Annotated in this window: 13 protein-coding genes and 1 pseudogene; all 14 read left to right on the forward strand. The window is 66.6% G+C overall.

Annotated features, from left to right (window positions below):
* The first annotated feature begins 68 nt into the window (after positions 1-68).
* The gene (locus tag ACFWF2_RS27185; protein ID WP_379310288.1) at positions 69-3485 is read left to right on the forward strand and encodes an SDR family NAD(P)-dependent oxidoreductase; all 3417 of its coding nucleotides are present in this window, start codon (positions 69-71) and stop codon (positions 3483-3485) included.
* Positions 3486-3647: 162 nt separating this feature from the next.
* Positions 3648-13520, forward strand: a complete 9873-nt coding sequence (locus ACFWF2_RS27190) for a type I polyketide synthase (RefSeq protein WP_379310289.1) — start codon at positions 3648-3650, stop codon at positions 13518-13520.
* Between the two features lie 103 nt (positions 13521-13623).
* Entirely contained in the window at positions 13624-14403 is a 780-nt protein-coding gene (locus tag ACFWF2_RS27195) for a thioesterase II family protein (RefSeq protein ID WP_379310290.1), read from the forward strand.
* A gap of 40 nt (positions 14404-14443) precedes the next feature.
* Positions 14444-15739 carry a crotonyl-CoA carboxylase/reductase gene (gene ccrA / locus ACFWF2_RS27200; RefSeq protein ID WP_379310291.1) on the forward strand — a complete coding sequence of 432 codons (1296 nt, stop codon included), beginning with the start codon at positions 14444-14446 and terminating at the stop codon, positions 15737-15739.
* Positions 15736-16593, forward strand: coding sequence for an SAM-dependent methyltransferase (locus tag ACFWF2_RS27205; protein ID WP_379310293.1), 858 nt, complete (start codon positions 15736-15738; stop codon positions 16591-16593). Before ccrA ends, ACFWF2_RS27205 begins: the two co-directional genes overlap by 4 nt.
* 8 nt (positions 16594-16601) lie before the next feature.
* Positions 16602-17048, forward strand: a complete 447-nt coding sequence (locus ACFWF2_RS27210) for a cold-shock protein (protein WP_379310294.1) — start codon at positions 16602-16604, stop codon at positions 17046-17048.
* A gap of 14 nt (positions 17049-17062) precedes the next feature.
* Entirely contained in the window at positions 17063-18679 is a 1617-nt protein-coding gene (locus ACFWF2_RS27215) for a long-chain fatty acid--CoA ligase (protein ID WP_379310301.1), read from the forward strand.
* Between the two features lie 23 nt (positions 18680-18702).
* A complete protein-coding gene (locus ACFWF2_RS27220) occupies positions 18703-18957 on the forward strand; it encodes an acyl carrier protein (protein WP_379310295.1) in 255 nt (84 codons plus the stop codon).
* 82 nt (positions 18958-19039) lie between these two features.
* Complete coding sequence (locus ACFWF2_RS27225; protein WP_379310296.1) at positions 19040-20305, forward strand: class I adenylate-forming enzyme family protein; 1266 nt, start codon at positions 19040-19042, stop codon at positions 20303-20305.
* Entirely contained in the window at positions 20302-21036 is a 735-nt protein-coding gene (locus tag ACFWF2_RS27230; protein ID WP_379310297.1) for an SDR family NAD(P)-dependent oxidoreductase, read from the forward strand. The genes ACFWF2_RS27225 and ACFWF2_RS27230 overlap by 4 nt, the downstream gene beginning before the upstream one ends.
* 342 nt (positions 21037-21378) lie before the next feature.
* Positions 21379-21465: pseudogene (locus tag ACFWF2_RS27235) on the forward strand (F0F1 ATP synthase subunit epsilon); the annotation flags it as partial.
* 156 nt (positions 21466-21621) lie between these two features.
* Complete coding sequence (locus ACFWF2_RS27240; RefSeq protein WP_379310298.1) at positions 21622-22044, forward strand: DUF2550 domain-containing protein; 423 nt, start codon at positions 21622-21624, stop codon at positions 22042-22044.
* 41 nt (positions 22045-22085) lie between these two features.
* Positions 22086-22769 (forward strand): cob(I)yrinic acid a,c-diamide adenosyltransferase, encoded by a 684-nt coding sequence (locus tag ACFWF2_RS27245; RefSeq protein ID WP_379310299.1) that lies wholly within the window; start codon positions 22086-22088, stop codon positions 22767-22769.
* Between the two features lie 79 nt (positions 22770-22848).
* Positions 22849-24129, forward strand: a complete 1281-nt coding sequence (murA, locus tag ACFWF2_RS27250; protein WP_379310300.1) for a UDP-N-acetylglucosamine 1-carboxyvinyltransferase — start codon at positions 22849-22851, stop codon at positions 24127-24129.
* The last annotated feature ends 233 nt before the right edge of the window (positions 24130-24362 follow it).

Genomic DNA, 24362 nt, shown 5'->3' on the forward strand with positions numbered 1-24362 from the left:
CGTTGCGGCGGGGTGTGGTGCCTGCGTCGTTGCATGTGGGTGAGTTGTCGTCGTATGTGGATTGGTCTGTGGGTGGGGTGGAGGTGGTGTCGGAGTCTTGTGTGTGGCCGGAGACGGGGCGGCCGCGTCGGGCGGGGGTGTCGGCCTTCGGGGTATCGGGAACGAACGCCCACCTCATCCTCGAACAGGCCGACGTCGAGTTCGTGGACGAGGTCGACGCGGGGGACGGCGAGCCATCGCCGCTTCCCTTCGTGCTGTCCGGGCGTACTCCCGAATCACTGGGGGTGCAGGCGGATCGAGTGCTGACATGGTTGCGAGCGGCTGGAGACCCGAAGCCGGCGGATGTGGCGAGGTCGCTGCACCGTGGGCGCGCGGCGCTGGAGCATCGCTGCGTGATCGTCGCGGACGACATCGAGGAATTGACTCGCCGGCTGCAAGCCGTCGCCGAGGACCGAACAGAAGCGACCCACGGTGTCGCGCGCGGTTCTCGTCGTGTGGCGGTGTTGTTCTCGGGTCAGGGTTCGCAGCGGGTGGGGATGGGCCGGGAGTTGTATGGGGCGTTTCCGGTGTTCGCGTCGGTGTTCGATGAGGTGTGCGCGGTGGCGGATCCGTTGTTGGGTCGCTCGTTGCGTGGGGTGGTGTTCGAGGGTGATCCGGAGGTGTTGGACCGGACGGAGTTCGCGCAGCCTGCGTTGTTCGCGGTCGAGTTGGCGTTGTTCGGGTTGGTCGAGTCGTTGGGTGTGGTGCCGGATTTCGTGATGGGTCATTCGGTGGGGGAGATCACCGCGGCGTGTGTGGCGGGTGTGTTGTCGGTGGGGGATGCGGCGCGGTTGGTGGTGGCGCGGGGCCGGTTGATGCAGGGGTTGGCTTCGGGTGGGGCGATGGTGGCGTTGGGGGTTTCGGAGTCGGAGGTATTGGCGGTGTTGCCGGAAAGTGTGGGTATCGCGGCGGTCAATGGTCCGGAGTCGGTGGTGGTGTCGGGGCCTGTTGATGCGGTGGGTTCGGTGGCGGAGCGTTTCCGGGGTTTGGGTCGTCGGGTGTCGGTGTTGCGGGTGTCGCATGCGTTTCATTCGGTGTTGATGGAGCCGATGCTGGAGGAGTTCGCGGGGGTTTGCGCGGGTTTCGAGTTCGGTGTAGCGCGTGTGGGTGTGGTGTCGACGGTGACGGGTGGGTTGGTGTCGGGGGAGATGTGTTCGCCGGGGTATTGGGTGCGGCAGGTGCGGGAGGCGGTGCGGTTCGGTGATGGTGTGGAGACCCTTGTGGGTGAGGGGGTGACGGCGTTTCTGGAGCTGGGGCCGGGCGGAACGTTGACCGCCCTCGTCCACGAGAACGCCGGTGAGGTGCTCGCCGTGTCGGCGCTGCGTGGGGAACGTGCCGAGGCCAGGGCGCTGGTGGAGAGTTTGGGACGGTTGTGGGTGTCAGGTGTCGGCGTGGGTTGGGATGCGCTGGTCGGTGCCGGCGGAATGGTCGATCTGCCGACGTATCCCTTTGAGCGGGAGCGATTCTGGCTCGAGCCCGACGTGCCGTCGACCAGGAGAAGCGAGCCGGACCCTGCCCTCGGCCAGTGGTGCTACCGAACACAATGGACCACGGTCACCACGCGGGACACCCGACCGACCGCAGGCCCCTGGTTACTGGTCGTCCCCGACGGCCATCCGGATGCCGATCGGATCGCTGACCTGATCACGAATACCTCCGAGCTCGAGTTCGTACCGGTGGTCGTCGAAGCGAACGGGGACCGCGCCGAACTCGCCGAACGTCTTCGGGAGCACCCAGCGGCCGCAGGCGTGGTGTCCCTGCTCGCCGTCGACGACGCGCTCGACGACGAACACGAATCGGTTCCGCGCGGTTTGCTGAGCACGGTGACCCTGACCCAGGCGCTCGGTGACGCGGAGACGCGGGCACCGCTCTGGATCGTGACCACAGACGCGCAAGCGGCCGTCGGCACCGACGCGGTGAACGGAGTCAACCAGGCCACAGTATGGGGATTGGCCCGGATTCTGGCAACGGAGATCCCCCATCGCTGGGGCGGCATCGTCGACCTACCCGCTGCCGCCGACGCCGAGGCGATCACGCTGCTCGGCAGTATCCTCGGGCAGTCGGACGCCGCCGACCAGTGGGCTGTCCGCGGGGCGCGTACGCTCGCCCGCCGGCTGACCCGTACCGGCCTCCCGGAACATCCGGCGTGGGAACCCACCGGGACCGTGCTGATCACCGGCGGTACCGGCGCACTGGGCGCACATGTGGCCCGCTGGCTCGCCGCGCACGGAGCCGAACACCTGGTGCTGGTCAGCCGACAGGGAATCGACGCACCCGGAGCCGCGGCGCTGCGTGACGAGCTCGCTGCCCGCGGTACCGCGGTGACCGTGGTGGGCTGTGACATCGGCGATCGAGCGGCCCTGAACGCAGTACTCGAGCAGATTCCGGACCAGCGACCGCTGACCGCTGTCGTGCACGCCGCGGGACAACTCGACGACAGCACGATCGACAGGCTCACCGCGGATCAGATGAACCGAGCGCTCCGTGCCAAACTGCTCGGCGCGGCGAACCTGCACGAATTGACCAGGACTCGTGATCTGTCGGCCTTCGTCCTGTTCTCGTCTCTCGCCGGAACCTTCGGATCGTTCGGTCAATCGAACTACGCGCCGGGGAACGCCTACCTCGACGCCCTGGCCGCGCAACGCCGTGCGAGGGGACTTCCGGCGATCTCCATCGCCTGGGGACCGTGGGCGGGTGCGGGGATGAGCGCGGCACTCCGCCGGGTCGAGGAGTGGAACGGCGTGCCTGCCCTCCCCGTCGACCGGGCTGTCGAGGCGCTTCGCCGAGCGGTCTACCACCCTGACCCGAATGTCGTGATAGCGGACGTGGATTGGCCCTTCTGGCGCCAGGCCGGAGCGGACACCCTTGATCCGCTGTACGGGTCGCTGACCGGGGAATCGGAGGGTGGACCCGACCGCGTGCCCGACCGGCTTCCCGCGCTCCGCGCCAGAGTGGAAGCGGCACCCGCCGCCGAACGGGAACAGGTGCTGCTCGAAGGAGTGCGACGGATTGTCGGGTCCGTCCTCGGGCACGAATCACCGACGGCGATCGCCGCGGATCGAGCGTTCCGGGATCTGGGCTTCGACTCGCTCGCCGCCGTGGAACTGCGAAACCGCCTCGCGTCCGAAACCGGTCTGCGACTCCCACCGACGGTCGTGTTCGACCACCCCACGGTCCGCGATCTCGCGCGCTATCTGCTCGATGGTCTCGCCGTTCCGGTGGTGGCGGAGGACCTCTCCATCGAGGATCAGCTCGACCGCCTGGAGATCTCGCTCGGGGCCGCGACCAGCCTCGACCAGCCCACCCGGCTGCGATTCGCCGCCAGGCTGCAGGCGTTGGCGGCCGCGTCGTCCGAAGCGGATTCCGCCTCGGTGGCCGCCGATCTCGAATCGGCCACCGACGAGGATCTCTTCGACTTCATCCGGACCGAATTCGGTCGGTCGTGACCCCGAGAGGGGTGGGTCAGGGGTTGCCGACAGGGGTGCACTTCTCATTAGCCTCCGTCACGTACGGCGTTCTCGCCCCATCGAATCAACACTTCGCGTGTAGCCGACCGAACGGCAATCGGAATGGGCGGACACCGAAATCGGCAGGAGAAAGCGACTCACATGGCGAATGAACAGCAGCTGCGTGACAACCTTCGGTGGGTTACCACGGAATTGCATCGCACTCGGCAGCAGCTCGCCGAAACACATTCCCGCACCGCCGAACCCGTGGCCATCGTCGGCATGTCCTGCCGATTCCCGGGCGGTATCGATTCGCCGGAACAGCTGTGGCGCACCGTGGCCGACGGCGTGGACGCCGTGTCCGCGCTGCCCGCTGATCGTGGGTGGGACCTGGATTCGCTCTACGACCCGGAACCAGGACGCCCCGGCAAGCTCTATGCGCGTGCCGGTGGATTCCTCACCGGCATAGACCTTTTCGATGCGGGGTTCTTCGGGATCAGTCCTCGCGAGGCCGCCGCCATGGACCCGCAGCACCGGATCCTGCTGGAAACCTCGTGGGAGGCGTTCGAGGCCGCCGGGCTCGATGCCGACGCGCTGCGCGGTACCGATACCGGCGTCTTCATCGGCGCTGCGGGGAGCGACTACCGCAACCTCGCCGGAGCGTCCGGCGATGCCGAGGGGCACCTGCTCACCGGCAACGCAGCCAGCGTCGCGTCCGGCCGTATCGCCTACAGCTTCGGGCTAGAGGGGCCCGCCGTCACCATCGATACGGCATGCTCGTCGTCGCTGGTGGCCCTGCATCTGGCGGCGCAGTCGCTGCGGCGCGGCGAATGCGGTCTCGCGCTCGCCGCCGGCGCGACGGTGATCGCCACACCGACAGTCCTTGTGGAGTTGGCGCGCCAGCAGGTGCTCGCCGAGGACGGACGGTGCCGGGCATACGACTCCGACGCGGCAGGCATGGGCTGGGGCGAAGGTGTCGGTGTCCTCGTGCTCGAGCGGCTGTCCGACGCACGGCGCAACGGGCACCCCGTACTCGCTGTCGTCCCCGGCTCGGCCGTCAACCAGGACGGTGCCTCGAACGGTTTGTCCGCGCCGAGCGGTCCCGCGCAGCAACGGGTCATCGCCGCGGCACTCGCCGACGCCGGCTTGACCGCGGCGCACATCGATGTCGTCGAAGGTCACGGGACAGGGACACGACTGGGAGATCCGATCGAAGTCGGAGCCCTGCTGGCGACCTACGGGCAGGACCGCGAGGGCGACCGGCCGCTGCTGCTCGGCTCGGTCAAATCGAACATCGGCCACACCCAAGCCGCGGCCGGGATGGCCGGTGTGATCAAGATGGTGCAGGCGATCCGGCACGGGCTCGCGCCGAGAACGCTGCATGTCGCCGAGCCGACCTCCCAGGTGGACTGGTCCGCCGGCGCGGTGCGCCTGCTCACCGAGACCACCAGCTGGCCTGCGGTCGACCGGCCTCGCCGTGCCGGTGTCTCGGCCTTCGGGATCAGTGGCACCAACGCGCACGTGATCATCGAGCAGGACGTGCCGGAAGCCGAGCCGAACCCCCGACCCGCGGCGGTTGCCCCGATCGACACCCCACTGCTGCCGTGGGTCGTCTCCGCTCGAGATGAGCGAGCACTGGAAGCGTCCGCCCGAAACCTCACGACGTTCACCGGCGAGGACGCCCCGTCGGTCGCCGACACCGGAGTCTCACTCGCGACCACCAGGACCGGCCTCGAGCACCGTGCGGTCGTGCTCGCTGCCGACCCGGCGGGATTCCGCGCCGGTCTGGACGCCGTGTCCGAGGGCGGCGAGCACGTCGGCGTCACCCGCGGGCGAGCCGAGGCACCCAGTGGGGTGGTGTTCGTCTTTCCCGGTCAGGGCACGCAATGGCAAGGCATGGCCGCCGGTCTGCTGGAGTCGGCACCGGTCTTCCGGGAGCAGTTCGCTGAGTGCGAGCAGGCGCTGTCGGAATACCTCGACTACTCGCCGGCGGCCGTGCTGCGCGGTGACCCCGGCGCCCCCGCACTCGACCGGATCGATGTGGTGCAGCCGGTCCTTTTCGCGGTCATGGTGTCGTTGGCCCGGCTGTGGCGGGCATTCGGTGTGCACCCGGCGGCGGTCGTCGGGCACTCGCAAGGCGAGGTCGCCGCGGCCTGCGTCGCCGGAGCTCTGTCGCTGGGCGATGCCGCTCGGGTGGTGGGTCTGCGCGCGCGGGCCTGGGCACGTCTGTCGGGCCAGGGCACCATGGCATCGGTCGCCCTACCGGTCGAGCGGATACGGCCGCGACTCGAGCGGTTCGACGGTCTGCTCGCGATCGCCGCGGTGAACAGCCCGGTTCAGGTGGCCGTCACCGGCGACCCCGGCGCGCTGAGCGAACTGCTCGACGAACTGAACGCCGAGGGCGTCCGCTCCACGGTGCTGCGCATCGGCATCGCCGCGCACTCCGCGCAGATCGACCCGCTCCGCGACCGGCTGTTGACCGACCTCGCACCGGTAGCGCCCCGAACGTCGGATATTCCGTTCTATTCCACCGTGACCGGCGGGCTGATCGAGACCGCCACCATGGACGCCGGCTACTGGTTCCGGAATGTGCGGCAGCCGGTCTTGTTCGAGGCCGCGGTCCGCAGCCTGGTGGATGCCGGGTACCAGAAGTTCCTGGAGCTGGGACCGCATCCCGCGCTGGGGCCCGCGATCACGGAAACCGCGGATGCCGCGGGGGTCGATCCGCTCCTGCTCACCTCGCTTCGACGGCAGGAGGGCGGACCGGAACGATTCTTGACCGCGCTCGCCGAAGCCCACGTGGCCGGCGTACCGGTCGACTGGAGCACCTTGTTCGCCGCACGACAGGCGTCGCGAACATCATTGCCCACCTATCCTTTCGTGCGCACTCGGTACTGGCTCGACGCGAAACCGGCGCCGGAGCGGACCGCTACGCAGGACCAACGAGACGCCCAGGAGTTCTGGTCGGCCGTCGACGATGGCGATCTGGAGGCGATCACTCGAACCCTGGTACTGACCGACGACCAGATCCGGGACTGGGGTGCGGTCCTCCCCACCTTGTCGCAGTGGCGCAAGAACAGTGTGGACGGATCGACGGTCGACCAGTGGCGTTACGCGATCCGGTGGCGTCCTGGTCAGGTCGAACCGAGGAGCAGCCTGCACGGCACCTGGCTCGCGGTGGTGCCTTCCTCCGCTGCGGCCCGTCGGCTCGCGGACGAGGTTGTCGCAGGGCTGGGGGCCCGCGGCGCCGAGGTGATCGCGGTCGAGCCTGCGGATCTGCTCGCCGCGCTCGGTGACCACGAGGTATCGGGTGTGCTGCTCCTCACCGGACTGGACGAACAACCGTCGACCCTGGAACCCGTTGTTCCCGAAGGCCTGGCTCGCACACACGACATACTCCGGTCACTCGCCGACGCCGGCATCGATACCCGGCTGTGGTGCGTCACGAGCGGCGCGGTGTCGATCGGACGGTCGGATCGGCTGCGGCGACCGCTGCAGGCCGCCCATTGGGGGTTCGGGGTAGTCGCGGCACTGGAGTTTCCCGATCTCTGGCAGGGCCTGGTCGACCTGCCCGAACAGGTCGGCGACCGTGCGCTGGATCGACTCGCCGGCCTGCTGGTCGCACCCGGTGACGAAGATCAGGTCGCCATCCGGGACTCCGCGGCCTTCGTTCGTCGAATGGTCCGGCAGCCCCGTCCCGAACCGGAACCGGACGGCGGTTCGTGGCAACCGCGCGGCACGATTCTCGTGACCGGTGGCACCGGCGCGATCGGCGCGCAGGTGGCGCGCCGATTGGCGGCCGAGGGCGCCGAGCAGCTGGTGCTTGTCAGCCGCCATGGAGCTGAACCGGCGGACCCGGCGCTGCGCGGTGATATCGAATCCCTCGGTGCGACTGTGACATTCGCGTCCTGCGACGTGGCTGATCGGGCGGCACTCGCGGCGCTGCTCGACCAGTTGCCCACGCTGAACGCAGTGGTGCATCTGGCCGGGGTCGCTCAGGATCGCCCCCTGGCCGAGATGACCTCGGCGGAATTCGCGGCAGTGTTCGCCGCCAAGGGCGCCGGCGCCGGTCATCTCGACGAACTGCTCGCCGGGCGTTCGCTCGACGCCTTCATCCTGTTCTCCTCGGGGGCGGCGTCCTGGGGCAGTGCGCGTCAAGCCGCGTATGCCGCGGCCAACGCGTACGTCGATGCCCTTGCCCAGCACCGTCGCCAGCGCGGCGAACGCGCGACCGCCATCGCCTGGGGTGGCTGGGCTGGTGGCGGCATGGTCGACGATGCCGCGGCCGCCCGCGCCCGTCGGCTCGGCCTGCGCCTGATGGCGCCCGAGCTCGCCCTGCGCGCGCTGCGGGAAGCACTCGATGACCAGGAAACCACCCTGACGGTCGCCGACCTGGACTGGGACCGCTTCGCGCCCACCTTCACCGCCGTCCGGCCCAGCCCGCTGCTCGAGGAGATCCCCGAGGTCGTGCACGCGTTGCGGGATCGGGAAACGGGTGCGCCGACGCTGGATACCGCGACCCTGACCACCGCCGAACGACATACGCTGCTGCTCGCAACGGTGTGCGCCGAGGTAGCCGCCGTGCTGGGACACACCTCCTCGGACATGATCGGCCCCGACCAGGCGTTCAAGGATCTGGGTCTGGATTCCCTCACCGCCATCGAACTCCGCAATCGGCTGGGCTCGGCCCTCGGCCTGCGGCTACCCGCGACCCTGGTGTTCGACCACCCGACACCCGAATCGGTGGCCCGTTACCTGCTGGGCGAGGTGCCGGGTAAGACACCCGCGACACGGACTCCGGCCGCCGCCGCCGACGAGCCATTGGCCATCATCGGCATGTCCTGCCGGTTCCCCGGCGGGGTGGCATCGCCGGAGGACCTGTGGCAGTTGCTGATCGACGGGGTGGACGCGGTGGGCTCCTTCCCGGTCGATCGCGGCTGGGACCTGGAGCAGTTGTACGACCCCGCAGGGGAGCGCCCCGGCACCTCCTATGTCAACGAGGGCGCCTTCCTGGCGGATGCCGGTGGCTTCGATGCGGACTTCTTCGGGATATCGCCCCGCGAAGCCGCTGCGATGGATCCGCAGCAGCGACTCCTGCTCGAGACCTCCTGGGAGGTGCTGGAGCGATCCGGGATCGACCCGACGTCGCTGCGCGGCAGTGACACCGGCGTTTTCGTCGGTGGTGCCTCGCACGACTACGCGGCGCAACTCGTCGCGACTCCCGCCGCCTCGGACGGCTACGCACTGACCGGCAGTGCCGCCGCGGTGATGTCCGGCCGAATCGCCTATCAGCTGGGACTGGAGGGCCCGGCCGTCACGGTCGACACGGCATGCTCGTCCTCGCTGGTGGCCATGCACCTCGCCGGGCAGGCGCTGCACCGCGGGGAATGCTCGCTGGCCCTGGTCGGTGCCGCCGCCGTGCTGTCCACGCCCGCCGGTTTCGTCGAGTTCTCCCGCCAAGGGGGTCTGGCTCGTGACGGCCGCTGTCGCCCGTTCGACCGGGACGCGTCCGGGACCGGCTGGGGTGAGGGCGTGGGATTCCTCGCACTGGAACGACTGTCCGACGCTCGGCGGAACGGGCATCGAGTACTCGCCGTGGTTCGCGGGTCGGCGGTGAATTCCGATGGTGCCTCGAACGGACTGACCGCGCCCAACGGGCCCTCCCAGCAGCGGGTGATCCGCCAGGCGCTGGCGGCATCGGGATTGACGCCGTCCGACATCGACGCGGTGGAGGCGCACGGCACCGCGACCACCCTCGGCGATCCGATCGAAGCGCAGGCACTGCTCGCGGTATACGGGCAGGACCGTGCGCAGCCGCTGCTGCTCGGCTCGATGAAGTCGAATATCGGGCACACCCAGGCGGCGGCGGGCATCGCCGGCGTCATCAAGATGGTGCTGGCACTGCGCAACAGCGTCATTCCGAAGACGCTGCACCTGACCGAGCCGACACCGCAGGTCGACTGGTCCAGTGGTGCCGTAGACCTCGTCGCCGAGAACACGGAGTGGCCGGACACCGGCCGGATCCGGCGCGCGGGTGTGTCGGCGTTCGGCGTCAGCGGCACGAACGCGCACCTGATCATCGAGCAGGCACCGCGGGAACCGGAGCAGGCCCACCGGGATTCGGGTTCGGCGCTGCTGCCGTGGCTGTTGTCCGGCCGGACCGAACAGGCGTTGCGAAATCAGGCTCGCAATCTGCTGGCGACCAAAGTCGGTTATCCACTCGACGCGGCGGCGACGCTCGCTGCCGGCCGGGCGCATTTCGAGCATCGCGTGGCGATCCTGGCCCAAACATCGGCGGAGCTGCGGGAGGGGCTCACCGCGCTGGCGGCGGGACATCCGGCTCCTGGCGCGCTGTTCGGGGAAGCGGTACGCGGACGGCTGGTGCTGCTGTTCTCCGGCCAGGGAACTCAGCGAGCCGGTATGGGGCGTGCGCTCTACGCGAGGTTCCCAGCCTTCGCCGACGCTTTCGACGCGGTCTGCGCGCACCTCGACCAGCGGTTGGAGCGCCCGCTGCGCGATGTCGTCTTCACCGACGCGCAGGCCCTCGACCGCACCGAGTACGCTCAGCCCGCGCTGTTCGCGCTCGAGGTCGCGCTCTACCGGCTGTTCGAGCACTGGGGGCTGAAACCCGATGCGGTTCTGGGGCATTCGGTCGGCGAGATAGCCGCTGCGCATGTCGCCGGGGTGCTGACTCTCGCGGATGCCGCGCGGTTGGTCGCCGCGCGCGGCCGGTTGATGCAGCAGCTACCGACCGGCGGTGCGATGCTCGCAGTCCGTGCGGGGGAGGACCAGATACGAGCACTCTTCGGCGATCGGCTCGATATCGCCGCGGTCAACGCCGCGGACTCGATTGTGCTGTCCGGCGACGAGATCGAGCTCACCGCAACCGAGAACGAGCTCATCGCTCAAGGGATACGGGTACGTCGGCTGAACGTGTCGCATGCCTTCCACTCCGCTCTGATGGATCCGATGCTCGCCGCATACGCCGATATCTGTGCGAGTGTGGACTACGCACCGCCGATGATTCCGTTCATCTCCGCCGTCAGCGGTGCGCAACTGTCTGCCACCGAGGCGTGTTCGCCCGACTACTGGCTGCGCAATGTGCGGGAGACCGTCAGGTTCGCCGACGCCGTGCGCTCGGCTGCCGGGCAGGGCGAGGTCACGTTCCTGGAATTCGGGCCGGACAGCACCCTCAGCGCGCTCGCGCAGGAGTGCACCGGAGCACCCTCCTTCGCGGTCATGCGTGCGGATCACGCGGAGGAGCGCACCGTTCTCACCGCCCTCTGCGGTATCCACGGTCGTGGTGGGGCCGTCGACTGGCCGCGGTACTTCGGCGGCAGCGGCGCCGAGCACGCGGACCTGCCCACCTATGCCTTTCAGCACCAGCGCTTCTGGCTGGAACCCGCGGCCGCGCCCAGCGATGCGGTCGGGCTCGGATTCGACACGGTCGCGCACCCCCTGCTCGGGGCCGCGCTGTCACTGTCGGAGACGAATTCGTGGCTGTTCTCGGCCAGATTGTCGCCCACCACGACTCCCTGGCTCGCCGAACATGTGATCGACGGTGTCGCCCTGCTGCCGGGTACCGCGCTACTCGAACTGGCCGCTGCGGCAGGCGCCCGGCTCGGCTGTGCCGTGGTCGAGGAGCTGACGCTGGAAGCGCCCGTACTGCTGCACACTGTCGTGCGGATACAGCTGTCGGTCGGCCCGGCCCAGCGGGCGGAAGGGCGGCCGTTCACCGTCCACTTCCGTGCGGACGATGCCCCTGCCGAGTCCTGGACGAAGGCCGCGAGCGGTCTGCTGAGTCCGAATATCCAACCCGCACCGGAGTTCCCGGCGCAGTGGCCACCAGCGGACGCCGAGCCGCTGCCGGTGGCGGACTACCATGCGCGAGCCGAACAGGCCGGACTCGGCTACGGTCACGCTTTCCGCGGGCTGCGCGCGGTGTGGCAACGTGGTTCGGAGCTGTTCGCCGAGGCGACACTGCCCGAGGGCGTGGACGAATCAGGGTATTGCCTGCATCCGGCGCTACTCGACGCGGCGCTGCGCGCGCCGACCATGGTGGACGACGGCCGTGTCGACGAACGGTTGCTGCCGTTCGCGTGGCGCGGGGTGCGACTCTACGGCGCTGGCGCGCGGGATATTCGGGTACGCATCACGACCAGCGCGCCGCATGAGGTGGCGATCGCTGTCGCCGACTCCACCGGCCGTCCGGTTCTGGCGGTGGATGGTCTGGTCTCCCGGACGATGTCGCCCGATCTCGTCGACAGCTCGCGAGCCGGGGACTCGCTGTTCGAACTGCGCTGGGTTCCCGCCTCGACCGCCGTCCCCACCCGGACCGCGCCGAGCGAGTTTCTCGAGTTCGATTCCGAGCCGGGCGTCGACGACCTGATATCGCGCTCCCATGACGCGGTGCGCGATGCGGTGCAGCGGCTCCAGGCCTGGTTGTCCGGCAACGGTGACGCCGCCACCCGCCTGGTGGTGGCCACCCGTCGAGCGGTGGCGACACGCGCCGACGAGGATGTGCTCGACCTGACGCATGCTCCGCTGTGGGGGTTGCTGCGGTCGGTGCAGGCCGAGTACCCGGGTCGCGTCGTGCTGGTCGACCTCGACGACACGACGGCACTGCCCGAGATCACGCTGCCCGACGACGAACCGCAATTGGCGATCCGGTCCGGCGCGGTCCTCGTTCCGCGCCTCACCCCGATCGCACCAGCCCCGAACAGCGCGGACTGGGACGCTACGGGGACCGTGCTGGTGACCGGCGCGACCGGTGGGCTCGGCGAACTCGTGGTCCGGCATCTCGCCGCGCGGCACGGGATCCGCAGCTTCGTGCTGGCCAGTCGCCGGGGCGCGGCCGCCGAGGGGGCTGCCGAATTGCTCGCTGACCTCGCTGACCAAGGCGTGGAAGTGCGGTTGGTTGACTGCGATATCGCGGACCGCGCCGCTGTCGCGGATCTGGTGAGTCGAGTACCCGAGGACATGCCACTGCGTGGGGTCGTGCATATCGCGGGCATCGTGGCGGACGGATTGTTCGAAGCGCTCACTCCCGATCGTGTGGACGAAGTTCTTCGGCCGAAACTGGATGCCGCGGTTCATCTGCATGAACTGACCCGAGATGCCGACCTGTCCAGGTTCGTGTTGTTCTCCTCCACCGCCGGTATCTTCGGCACGGCCGGTCAGGCCAACTACGCGGCCGCCAACGCGTTCCTCGATGCGCTGGCACATCATCGGCGGGCGCGCGGCCTGCCGGCGGTCGCCGTGGCATGGGGTCCGTGGGGCAATCCCAAAGGCATGACAGGCGGGCTCTCCGAGCTGGACCTGGAGCGGATCCGGCGCGGTGGGCTCGCGCCGCTGGCCGACGCCGAGGGAATGACACTGTTCGACGCATCGGCATCCGGTACGCCGTCGGTGGTGGCGGCCAAGTTGGATCGCGGGTGGCTGCGTGCCGGCAGTGCGACGACGTCCTCGCTGCTCAGCGAATTGACCCCCGCCGCGCCACGCCCGATGGTCGCCGAACCGATCGACCCGGTGGACGAGCTGAAGGGCCGCCTCTCCGAGCTGGGCGCCGACGAACAGCTGGCCCTGCTCGTCGCGCTGGTACAGGCGGAGACCGGGTCGGTGCTCGGGCACACGCGGCCGTTCGCGATCGGGGCGAACCGCCCCTTCAGCGACGTCGGGATCGATTCGCTCGCCTCGGTCGAGTTGCGCAACCGGCTCAACGCGGCGACCGGGTTGCGGCTACCGGCAACCTTGGTCTTCGACTTTCCGACTCCGGCAGCACTCGCCGACTACATGGCAACGGAACTTGTCGAGAAGCAGCCGACAGTGACTGAAGTCAGACTGAGCGAGTTCGATCGTCTCGTCGCGGAGCTGATATCGACGACAACGGATCCCGGCGCGCATTCCGCCCTCGAGACCCGGCTGAACGGTGCTCTCAACGCATTGCGCGAACTGAAGGACTCGGGAGGTGACAGTGATCTCGCAACGGTCTCCGGCGACGAGTTGCTGTCCATCATCGATGCCGAATTCGGCTAGCGATAATTCGAACGTCAAAGAATTGAGGAATGTATGCCGAGGGTGTCGCTTTCCGAGACGAGAGCTGATCTCGAAACATCGAATTCGAAAGGGGTGAACCACTATGGCTGGATCCGGTAGCGACTCGCTGCGGCGATTCCATTCCACCGAGAACGCGAAAATGACGTTGGTTGTGCTCCCACACGCTGGGGGCGCGGCAAGCTACTACTATAAGTTTTCTGAAGTGATGTCTGAATTCCTGCAGGTATACGTGGTGCAGTATCCTGGCAGGCATGACCGCCGGCGTGAGTCGTTCGCGTCGGACATCCGCGCGCTGGCTGCCGATATCCAGACCGACATCGAAAACCGGATCTCGGGTCCGGTAGCGCTTTTCGGGCACAGCATGGGTGCGGTCGTCTCCTATGAGATCGCGTCGTTGTGGCCTGCCCGATCGAACGCGGAGCTGACCGGCTTGTTCACCTCCGCGCGCGTCGCCCCGTCGGTTCCGTTCGATATCCCCGACCTGCGTACCACCGACCAGGCTGTCGCGGAGATACAGGGTCTCGGCGGTACCGATATGCGGGTCATGGCGGACAAAGAGTTCTTCGCCTCGGCTATCGAGGTGATGCGAAACGATTACGGTTTGCTCGTCCGGTACCAGCAGGAATTGTCCAGGCTGAACGGACATTCGATCGGTGTGCCGATCAGAGCGCTCGCCCCGACCCGTGATCGCAGAGCGCCGATCGAGCAGGTCATGAATTGGCGGCTGCACACGACCGCGGGGTTCGACATCCGGACATTCGACGGTGGGCACTTCTATATCAATGATCGAATCGACGAAATCGTCGAATATATCCGTGAGTCGGTTTCAGCCGAGTGGTCGGCGACAGGTGCGCAGTCGTAGCCGAACGCGCTATCGACTGTGCGTGGACGAATGAGATGTGATGAGCAGAGCAGGGTTGCGGCGGGGTACGTACGACACGACCGCCGAGGTGTTCGAGATAGGTAGTTTGCCCGAGCCCGGTGTGGTGCCGGACCAGATGTACGCATCGGTCATCAGGCCGGAACGCTATGGGGCGCCCATCGATGCTTTCCGGACCGAGTTGGTCGATGTTCCGGAGATCCCGCCGGGTTTCGTCCTCGTCGCGGTCATGGCGGCCGGGGTCAACTACAACAACGCATGGGCTGCGATGGGGGAGCCCCTCGACGTGGTGGCCGCGAGGCTGAAGGGTGGCGAGAAGGAAGAGTTCCATATCGGGGGTTCCGAAGGGTCGGGGGTCGTCTGGGCGGTCGGCGAAGGTGTTCGCAGTGTCCATGTCGGTGATGACGTCCTGATGGTTGGCGCACGCTGGGACGAGAGCGCGCAAGACATCCGGTTCGGGCGCGATCCGATGATGTCGGACAGCCAGAAGACCTGGGGATACGAGCTCAATTTCGGTTCCTTCGCGCAGTTCGCGCTGGTCGCGGAGTTTCAGTGTCTGCCGAAGCCGAAGAGCTTGTCGTGGGAAGAATCCGCGTGCTTCCTCCTGACGGCGGCCACCGCGTATCGCCAGTTGACCCGATGGACGCCCAATCGGGTGGTACCAGGCAGTGTTGTGCTGGTGTGGGGCGGAGCCGGGGGCCTCGGGTCGATGGCGTGCCAGTTGGTAGAGATGTTCGGCGGACGAGCCATAGCTGTGGTGTCGGGTCCCGACAAGGCCGACTATTGCCTGTCCAACGGTGCGGTGGGTGTCATCGATAGGTCCGAGTTTCGGCATTGGGGTCGGCAACCCGACCCGGATACGGCGGAAGCGGCGCAGTGGGCCACCGAGGTTCGCAGGTTCGGGCGTGCGATCTGGGATGTGCTCGGTGAGCGTCGCTCGCCGGACATCGTGTTCGAGCACCCCGGCGCGGATACCTTGCCAACGTCCATCTATGTGTGCGAAACAGGCGGGATGGTGGTGCTGTGCGGCGCCACTTCGGGCTTCATCGGGACACTCGATCTGCGGGTGTTGTGGATGCGGCAGAAGCGTCTGCAGGGGTCACACTTCGCCAACCTCAGTGACTGCCGGGCGGTGACCGAGCTCGCCGGGATGGGGAAGTTGAATCCTCGGCTCGGTCGGGTCTATTCCTTCGGCGAGATCGGACGCGCGCACCAGGACATGGTCGAGGGCCGCCAATCACACGGAAACTCGGCGGTGTCGGTCGGTGCCGGCGCCCCGGTGCCAGCCGGCTCCATTCGACCGAGCGCCGAGCGTTGAGCAGGGCGGACGCGGCGGGCGGCGGGCAGCTCGACCTCAGCCCGGCCGTCCACTATGACAGGGTCACCGACGCCTGGACGCTGTTGCTGGGTGATGATCTCCATTACGGCGTGTTCGAACACGATGACGAGATGTTGCCGAAGGCCACGCACCGTCTCACCACGCTGATGGCTACCGCGGCGGACCTTCGGAGTGATGACCGGTTTCTCGATGTAGGTTGTGGCATCGGAAGTTCGACGCGGTGGGCGGTGGAATGCCACGGCGTCGTCGGTGTCGGTATCACTACCAGCGCCCGCGGTGTCGAGCGTGCCCGCCGGTCGGCGGCCTCGGTCGATTCCGGCCGGGTACCGACCTTCGAGATCCGCGACGGTATGCGCAACGGGTTCCCGGACGAATCGTTCGACAAGGTGTGGGCGTTGGAGTCCTCGCATCTGATGCGCGACCGCCGAGCCCTCCTCGGTGAATGCGGTCGGGTACTGCGTCCCGGTGGCCGGATGGCACTGTGCGACATCATCCTTGTCGAGCCGATGAGCTTTCAGGCCGTGCGTTCCCTGCGCGCCGAGCTCGGGTTGTTGAACCGGGTATTCGGCGACGCAAGGATGGAGACGCTGGATACCTACGCACAGCTCGCGCGGACCGCGGGGCTGGAGGTCGATATGCGGCGGGATCTGTCGGCCGAGGTGCGCCGTACGTTTTCCTGCTGGCGCACCAACGCGGAAACGTATCGCGATGAAGTCCGTCGACTGATCGGCCACGACGGGTGGCGGGATTTCGTCGATTCTTGTGAAATCTTGGAAAATATGTGGGACCGCGGAATCCTTGGATACGGGATTTTCTCGGCAGTCAAGGGGTGAGGGGTCGTATGCTGTCCACCGGTAGGGTTGTTCGCTTCGACGAGGCCAAGGGATATGGGTTCATTTCCTCCGATTCCGGCAATGAGCAGGTCTTCTTTCACGTCAATGAAATGCTTATCGATGAATCATCCGTCCGCCCGGGGATGCGCGTCGTGTTCGATGCCCGGAACGGCGATCGGGGAAAATACGCGGTGAATGTGGGAAGCTCGACCGAGGATCCGACCACCCTGGTGGGTGATCGGCCACAACTCAGTCGCGAGATCCTGCTCGATGAATTCACCGAACTGATCATCACGTCCGCTCCGGAAGTCTCCGGCCGCGAAGTGGCGCTCTTCCGTCGCGGTTTCCTCGCGCTGGCAGAGAAGCACGGCTGGATAGACTCCCCGGCTGTTGCCGAAGTGGTGGCTGTGGAGTCTGCTGGTACCACTCCTGTCGAGGAGCGTTCGGAGTGCTGACCACGATGGGGTCGATGCCCTTATCGCATGCCACACTCCTGCGGCATGGTACGGAAATATATGCCGACACACAGATCTCCACCTGGACCGGTTCTGAATTCCGGCACTCGGACTTCGGTCGACTAGGGCGAGACGCCTCGACAGTCGCACACATGCTGACCGGGCTCGGGGTCGGCCCAGGCGACCGAGTCGGCACGTTCATGTGGAACAACTATGAGCATTTCGTCGCCTACCACGCCATACCGGCTATGGGCGCGGTGATCAACCCGCTCAATATCCGATTGCTGCCGGAACAAATCGGCTATGTCGCCACTCAGGCGCAGGCCAAGGTCGTCCTGGTCGACGGATCGTTGCTGGAGAAGTTCTGCGAGGGCTTGCCGGAAATGCCGGTCGTCGAACATGTGATCGTGGTGGATGGCGACCTGCCTGATCGGTCCGGTCAGGTCAGGTTTCACAGCTTCGCCCTCCTGAGCAGCGAACAGCCGACGACGACCTACCCCTTTCCCGAGGTGCCGGAGCAATCCGCCGCGGGCGTGTGCTACACCTCCGGCACGACCGGGGTGCCGAAGGGGATCGTCTACTCGCATCGTTCGAACTGGCTACACGCGATGTATCTGTGCACCGCGAACGGGCTGGGGATCGGACGGACCGATCGAATGTTGCCTGTGGTCCCGATGTTCCATGCCAATGGCTGGGGGCTGCCGCACGCCAGTCTGCTGTCCGGGGCATCCGTGCTGCTGCCCGATCGTTTTCTGAAGCCGCGGGACTTGCTGGACATGATGGCGGCGGCCCGTCCGACCTTCGCCGCCGCGGTGCCCACGATATGGAACGGCGTACTCGCCGAGCTCGAACGCAGACCCCAGGATATTCGGCATCTACGAGAAGTGATGGTCGCGGGTTCCGCGCTGCAAGAAGATATGTGGTCGGCGTTTCGCGAACGACACGGGGTGCAGCTGCTGCATGCCTGGGGAATGACGGAGACCTCGCCTCTGGTCACGGTGGCTCGACCCCCGGCGGACTGTGCCGGTGGGGACGACCGGGTGTACCGGCTCAGTCAGGGCAGAATCCCGGTTGGTATCGACATGCGTCTGGTCGACGACCGCGGCGTTGTTGTTCCCCGTGACGGTCGGTCTGTCGGTGAGTTGCAGGTCAGAGGCCCCTGGATCACGGCGTCGTACTACTCGAGCGGCTCGGCCGCAACCGATGAGGGCTCCTTCGACGATGGATGGTTGCGGACCGGCGACGTCGGATACATCACGGCGGATGGGTACCTGACCCTGGTCGACCGGGCGAAGGATCTGATCAAGTCGGGTGGTGAGTGGATCTCATCCGTTCAACTCGAGAACGCCGTGATGGGGCATCCTGACGTCGCCGAGGCCGCTGTCGTCGGTGTGCCAGACGAGAAATGGGAAGAACGGCCATTGGTGGTGGTCGCCCTACGGGGCGACGCGACTGCTGATTGCCGGGCTCTCCGTGCCCTCCTCGTCGGGAAGTTCGCGAAGTGGCAACTTCCGGAGCGGTGGGTTTTCGTGGACGAGGTTCCCAAGACCAGTGTCGGAAAATTCGACAAAAAGAGGATCCGCGATTTGTATCGATCCGGGGCGCTCCCCGAATCGATAGTCACCGGCTGATAAATTCTTCTGAAGGAGTATAGGTGTCCGACGAACGTACGGTGATCGTTGCCGCGATCACAGATATTCTGGCCCGCCGCGGCGACAATGCGGGCGAGTTGGCTTCCGAAGTGAAACTCGGGGCAGAGTTGGGATTCAACTCGTTGGAGTTCGCGGAGCTATCCGCGCAACTGGAGGACAGCTTCGGGCACGACCCGTACTCGACCGGTCTATTTCCGGATACGGTGAATGGCATCATCGAGTACTACGAGCAGGCCTCCGCGCCCCGTGTCGGCTGACGATTCGATGCTTACCGATCGATTGCGGCAGAGTGCGCTCCTGTATGGAGATCGAATATTTCTCTGTACCGAGCACCGGCTGGTGACGTACCGGGAGTTCCTGGCGCAGGTGTCGACGTTGACCGATCGTCTTGCCGAATTCTCCGGATCGGCGCTCGGTTTGGTCGCGAACAATGTGCTCGACTCGATCAAGTTCACTTTCGCCGCGTGTGAAGCAGGTGTCGAGGCCTGTCTGTATCCCGCACATTGGGATGCTCCGACTGCCATCGAGAACGCGGAGTATTACGGCCATATGCCGATCGGGTTCACATCCGACGGCGAACTGGCTGTGCTATCCGTGAGTCAGCCGCGATCCTCCGCTGAGGTTCGATCGGCAGAACCGTCGGTAACGATTCTGACCAGCGGAACCACGGACAAACCGAAGGCTACCCGTCACTATTGGCGAAATATCGTACGGTCAGCCACCCAGGGTCGTAGCCCGGACGATTCGCCTGATGCGGTCTGGCTGCTGGCCTACAACATCAATCAGTACGCGGGGCTACAGGTGCTGGTGCATGCCGTGACGACCGGCGGCACGCTGGTTGTGCCACGCGGCATCAGCCCGGTCGATGCCTTGGACGCGATGCTCGACCATATGGTCGACCACGTCAGCGCCACCCCGACGTTCTGGCGGATGCTGCTGGCGCTGATCTCGGGAGACCCCCGCAAGACCCCCGATCTGCGGCAGATCACGATCGGCGGGGAAGCGGTGTCAGACGTGCTGCTGCGACAGCTTCGCGAGAGATTCCCGGTCGCGAAGGTTTCGCATATCTATGCCACCAGCGAAATCGGATCTTCGGTGTCGGTGAGTGATGGAAAGGCGGGATTGCCGATGGCGATCCTGGAGCGGGGTGCGAACGACCTGGTGCAGTTTCGCATCGTGGACGGCGAACTGCAGGCCAGGTCGCGGATCGGGATGTTCGGCTACCACGACTCGACGACGAGCACCGGCGACTGGGTTGCGACCGGCGATCTGGTGGTGGTCCGGGACGGGCGAATCCACTTCGTCGGCCGAGTGGGCAGTGTCATCAACGTCGGTGGTGTGAAGGTCCATCCGCTCCCGGTGGAAGAGGTGATCGGCTCGGTGGCTGGTGTCGATCTGGTCAGAGTCTACGGACGGCCCAATCCGATCACCGGGAAGATCGTGGCCGCGGATGTGGTCGCCGCACAGGGACACGAGCCGGCGTTGGTGCGACGCGCGATCTCGATCGCCTGTGCGGTGCTGCCGGAGGCGCAACGCCCGTTGGTCGTGCGGATGGTGGACGCTCTGCCGATCGTGCAGAACAAGATGGATAGGCGAGAACTATGAGTGAGCGGGTTGTCATCATCACCGGTGGCAGTCGGGGGCTGGGTGCCGACCTTGTCCGGTCGTTTCTCGAATCGGGGGACAAGGTCGCGACCTGCAGTCGTTCCGGGTCACCGTTTCTGGACCGACTGGCAGCAGATCAATCGTTGGACTCCAGGTTCTTCGGCTCTGTCGTCGATATCTGTGACCGGGTGGCGGTGGAGTCCTTCGTCCATGAGGTGCATCAGCGGTGGGGCGCCCCGGATGTTCTGGTCAACAATGCCGGGGTGGCACGCGAGGGGGTCCTCGGCCTGGTGCGGAACGATGATATCGATACCGTGATCGACCTGAACCTCAAGGGATCTCTCCATGTCTCCAAGGCGGCTGTTCGGAAGATGCTGACCGCTGGTGGCGGGCGAATCATCAATGTTTCCTCGGTCGTAGGAATTTCCGGTTACCAGGGGTTGTCGGTATACAGCGCGACGAAGGCCGGATTGGACGGTATGACCAGATCACTGGCCCGGGAGCTGGGGCCTCGGGGTATCACTGTGAACTCTGTCGCACCGGGCTATCTCACCACCGAGATGAGCCATGGGCTGGCAGATACGCAGCTCGAACAGATCCGCCGGAGGACACCGCTCGGGCGGCTCGGCTCGCCTGCAGACATCTCGAGTGCTGTGCAGTTCCTCGCGTCAGATGCGGGTGCCTTCATCACCGGTCATGTGTTGGTCATCGATGGCGGACTGACCGCCTGACATCAAATGACGCTTTGACCGGGATAGTGTTCCATCTCACCCGAACCTGTCGGGTGAGATGGTGCTGAGGTACACGAGCTCCTGCCGGCTACGCGGAAGATGGTGGCGGACGATTCCGTGACGCAACTTGATGAGAGAATTTCGCTTGGAACCAACAATTCGGGCACCCACGCACGGTTCCTCCAGTATCACAGTGGATACATCATGGGATGCCAGGTGGCTGTGGGCGTTTTGAACGGGGCATCTACCCGGCCGTCGACCCGCTGACCTCGACCTCTCGTATCCTCGAGGCTTCGATCGTCGGCGAGCGTCACTTCCGGGTCGCCAACGAGGTTGCTCTGATCCGGCCAGGCTTCGTTCGTCAGCGCGCAGACCACCGAAGGTCAGATCGGCATTATGGCCGGCCACGAGCCGCTGCTCGGTCAGCTTGCCCGCGCTCCGCGCGCGCAGCGTCGCCAAATGCTCCGGGGCGAAGCTCGGGATCGGCGGTCCCGCCGGAGTCGCGCGCGCCGGGCGTGATTGAATGACGACGGGGGTGTCTTCGACACCATCTGAGCGAAAGGGCGTGCGGCATTGCAAACCGGGATGGTTCTCCTGATCATTCTGGTGCTGACGCTCGTGTTCGTAGCAGGTGCATCGACCTACCGGCTGGTGATGCTGCGCCGGGGCGGCACGGCCGCGCTGCTGCGGGTATTGCCCGCGCGCGGTGGCCAAGGCTGGCGGCACGGACTCATCCGCTACGAGGAGGACCGGCTCGTCTTCTTCAAATTGACCAGCCTCAAGTTCGGTCCGGACAGCACCGTGCACCGGCAGGGCCTCGAGATCGTCGAACGCAGGCAGCCGCAGGGCGATGAGTTCGACATCATGAGCGACGACATCGTGGTAGTAGCCGTCACCGATCCGCAGGGCAGTTTCGAGTTGGCCCTCGACCGCGGATCGAGGGCGGCTTTTCTGTCCTGGGTGGAGTCGCGGCCGTCGGACCGTGCCCACCGCAAGGGCCAGCTCTGAGCGAGCACACCTGAAACGCGACAGCTGAGCGAGGCAAGTACATGGGTAACTCGTCGGGCACGCCCGAAATGGATGCACAGCCCAACCGGCAGCCCGACGACCCAGCTGCTGAGCACTCACGACCGGCGAAAGACCCGGGGAGGCGGTCCAGCGTTCATCTGACGCGGATCTACACCAGGACGGGTGACGACGGCACCACCGGTCTGAGCGACTTCTCGCGGGTACCCAAGACCGATGCCAGGCTGATCGCCTACGCCGACTGTGACGAGGCCAACGCGGCGCTCGGTGTCGCGGTGGCGCTCGGCGCGCCGGAACCCGCCGTGCTCGCGGTGCTGCGCCAGATCCAGAACGACCTGTTCGACGCGGGCGCCGACCTGTCCACCCCGGTGGTGGCGGAGCCGAAGTACCCGCCGTTGCGCGTCACCCAGCCCTATATCGATCGGCTGGAGAAGTGGTGCGACGAGTTCAACGCCGGTCTCGCACCGCTGAATTCGTTCATCCTGCCGGGCGGCACGCCGATTGCCGCACTGTTGCACACAGCACGCACCGTGGTCCGGCGCGCCGAACGTTCGGCGTGGGCCGCGGTCGATGCCTACCCCGACGACACCAGCGTGTTGCCGGCCAAATACCTCAATCGCCTGTCGGACCTGCTGTTCATCCTGAGCCGTGCGACCAATCCCGAGGGCGATGTCCTGTGGCAGCCGGGCGGCGGAGCCGAGCGCTGAAAGCGACTCGGTGGCGCCAGGATCGGTCGGTTTGGCGTCGGGGGGCGTGTCGCCGGGCAACGGTCGATAAGCTGGCGGTGTGAGCGAACGGTTTCTGGTCTCCGGCGGTAATCAGCTCGTCGGCGAGGTCGCGGTCGGCGGCGCGAAGAACAGTGTGCTGAAGCTGATGGCCGCCGCTTTGCTGGCCGAGGGCACGACCACCATCACCAACTGCCCGGACATCCTCGATGTCCCGCTGATGGCGGAGGTGCTGCGCGGTCTCGGCTGCGACGTGACGATCTCCGACGACGAGAGCGGCGATCGCTCGGTCTGCACGATCGTCACCCCGCCGGAGCCCAAGTACCACGCCGACTTCCCCGCGGTGACCCAGTTCCGCGCCTCGGTGTGTGTGCTCGGTCCGCTGATGGCGCGCTGTAAGCGCGCGGTCGTCGCGCTACCTGGCGGTGACGCGATCGGCTCGCGGCCGCTGGACATGCACCAGCAGGGCCTGCGACTGCTCGGCGCGACCAGCGAGATCGAGCACGGTTGCGTGGTCGCCCGCGCCGACGAGCTGCAGGGCGCGCGGATCCGCCTCGACTTCCCGTCCGTCGGCGCGACCGAGAACATCCTGATGGCCGCGGTGCTGGCCGAGGGGGAGACGGTCATCGACAACGCGGCGCGCGAGCCCGACATCGTCGACCTGTGCACCATGCTCGTGCAGATGGGTGCGCGGATCGACGGTGCCGGTTCCTCGGTGCTGACCGTGCAGGGCGTGAAGAGCCTCTCGCCGACCACCCACCGGGTGATCGGTGACCGCATCGTCGCCGCCACCTGGGGCATCGCCGCCGCGATGACCACCGGCGATGTCCGCGTCACCGGGGTCAACCCGAAGCACCTGGCGCTGGTCCTGGACAAGCTGCGCTCGGCAGGCGCGCGAATCTCTTACGAGCCCAACGGTTTCCGCGTCGTCCAGCCGGAGCGCCCGCGTGCGGTGAACTTCGCGACGCTGCCGTTCCCCGGCTTCCCGACCGACCTGCAGCCGATGGCGATCGGTCTGGCCGCCATCGCCGACGGCACCTCGATGATCACCGAGAACGTCTTCGAGGCGCGCTTCCGCTTCGTCGAGGAGATGATCCGGCTCGGCGCCGACGCCCGCACCGATGGTCACCACGCGGTGGTCCGCGGAATCCCGCGCCTGTCCAGCGCGCCGGTCTGGTCCTCCGACATCCGGGCCGGCGCCGGCCTGGTGCTGGCCGGTCTGGTCGCCGACGGCGTCACCGAAGTCCACGACGTCTTCCACATCGACCGCGGCTACCCGAAGTTCGTCGAGCAGATGCAGGCGCTCGGTGGACAGGTCGAACGCGTCGATACGCCGAAATAGCCTGTCTGACCAGGCGATTTGACTTCGCGTTCGTCGGTGCGTAACTTTATTCGAGTCAGAGCGACACGGACACCAACGAGGTGACGCTGAGCGCCTGATTGATCATCTAGCCAGACTCACTCCTTCCGAACTTGCTTCGGTTGGGTTGTCTGCGCCAAGTTGGAACAGTTGCCCTGCGGAAGCCCCTACGAAATGTTGTGGGTAGAAGCTTGTGCGTGTGTTCTTTGAGAACT

Source organism: Nocardia sp. NPDC060259 (assembly GCF_042728775.1).
Taxonomy (GTDB): Bacteria; Actinomycetota; Actinomycetes; order Mycobacteriales; family Mycobacteriaceae; genus Nocardia.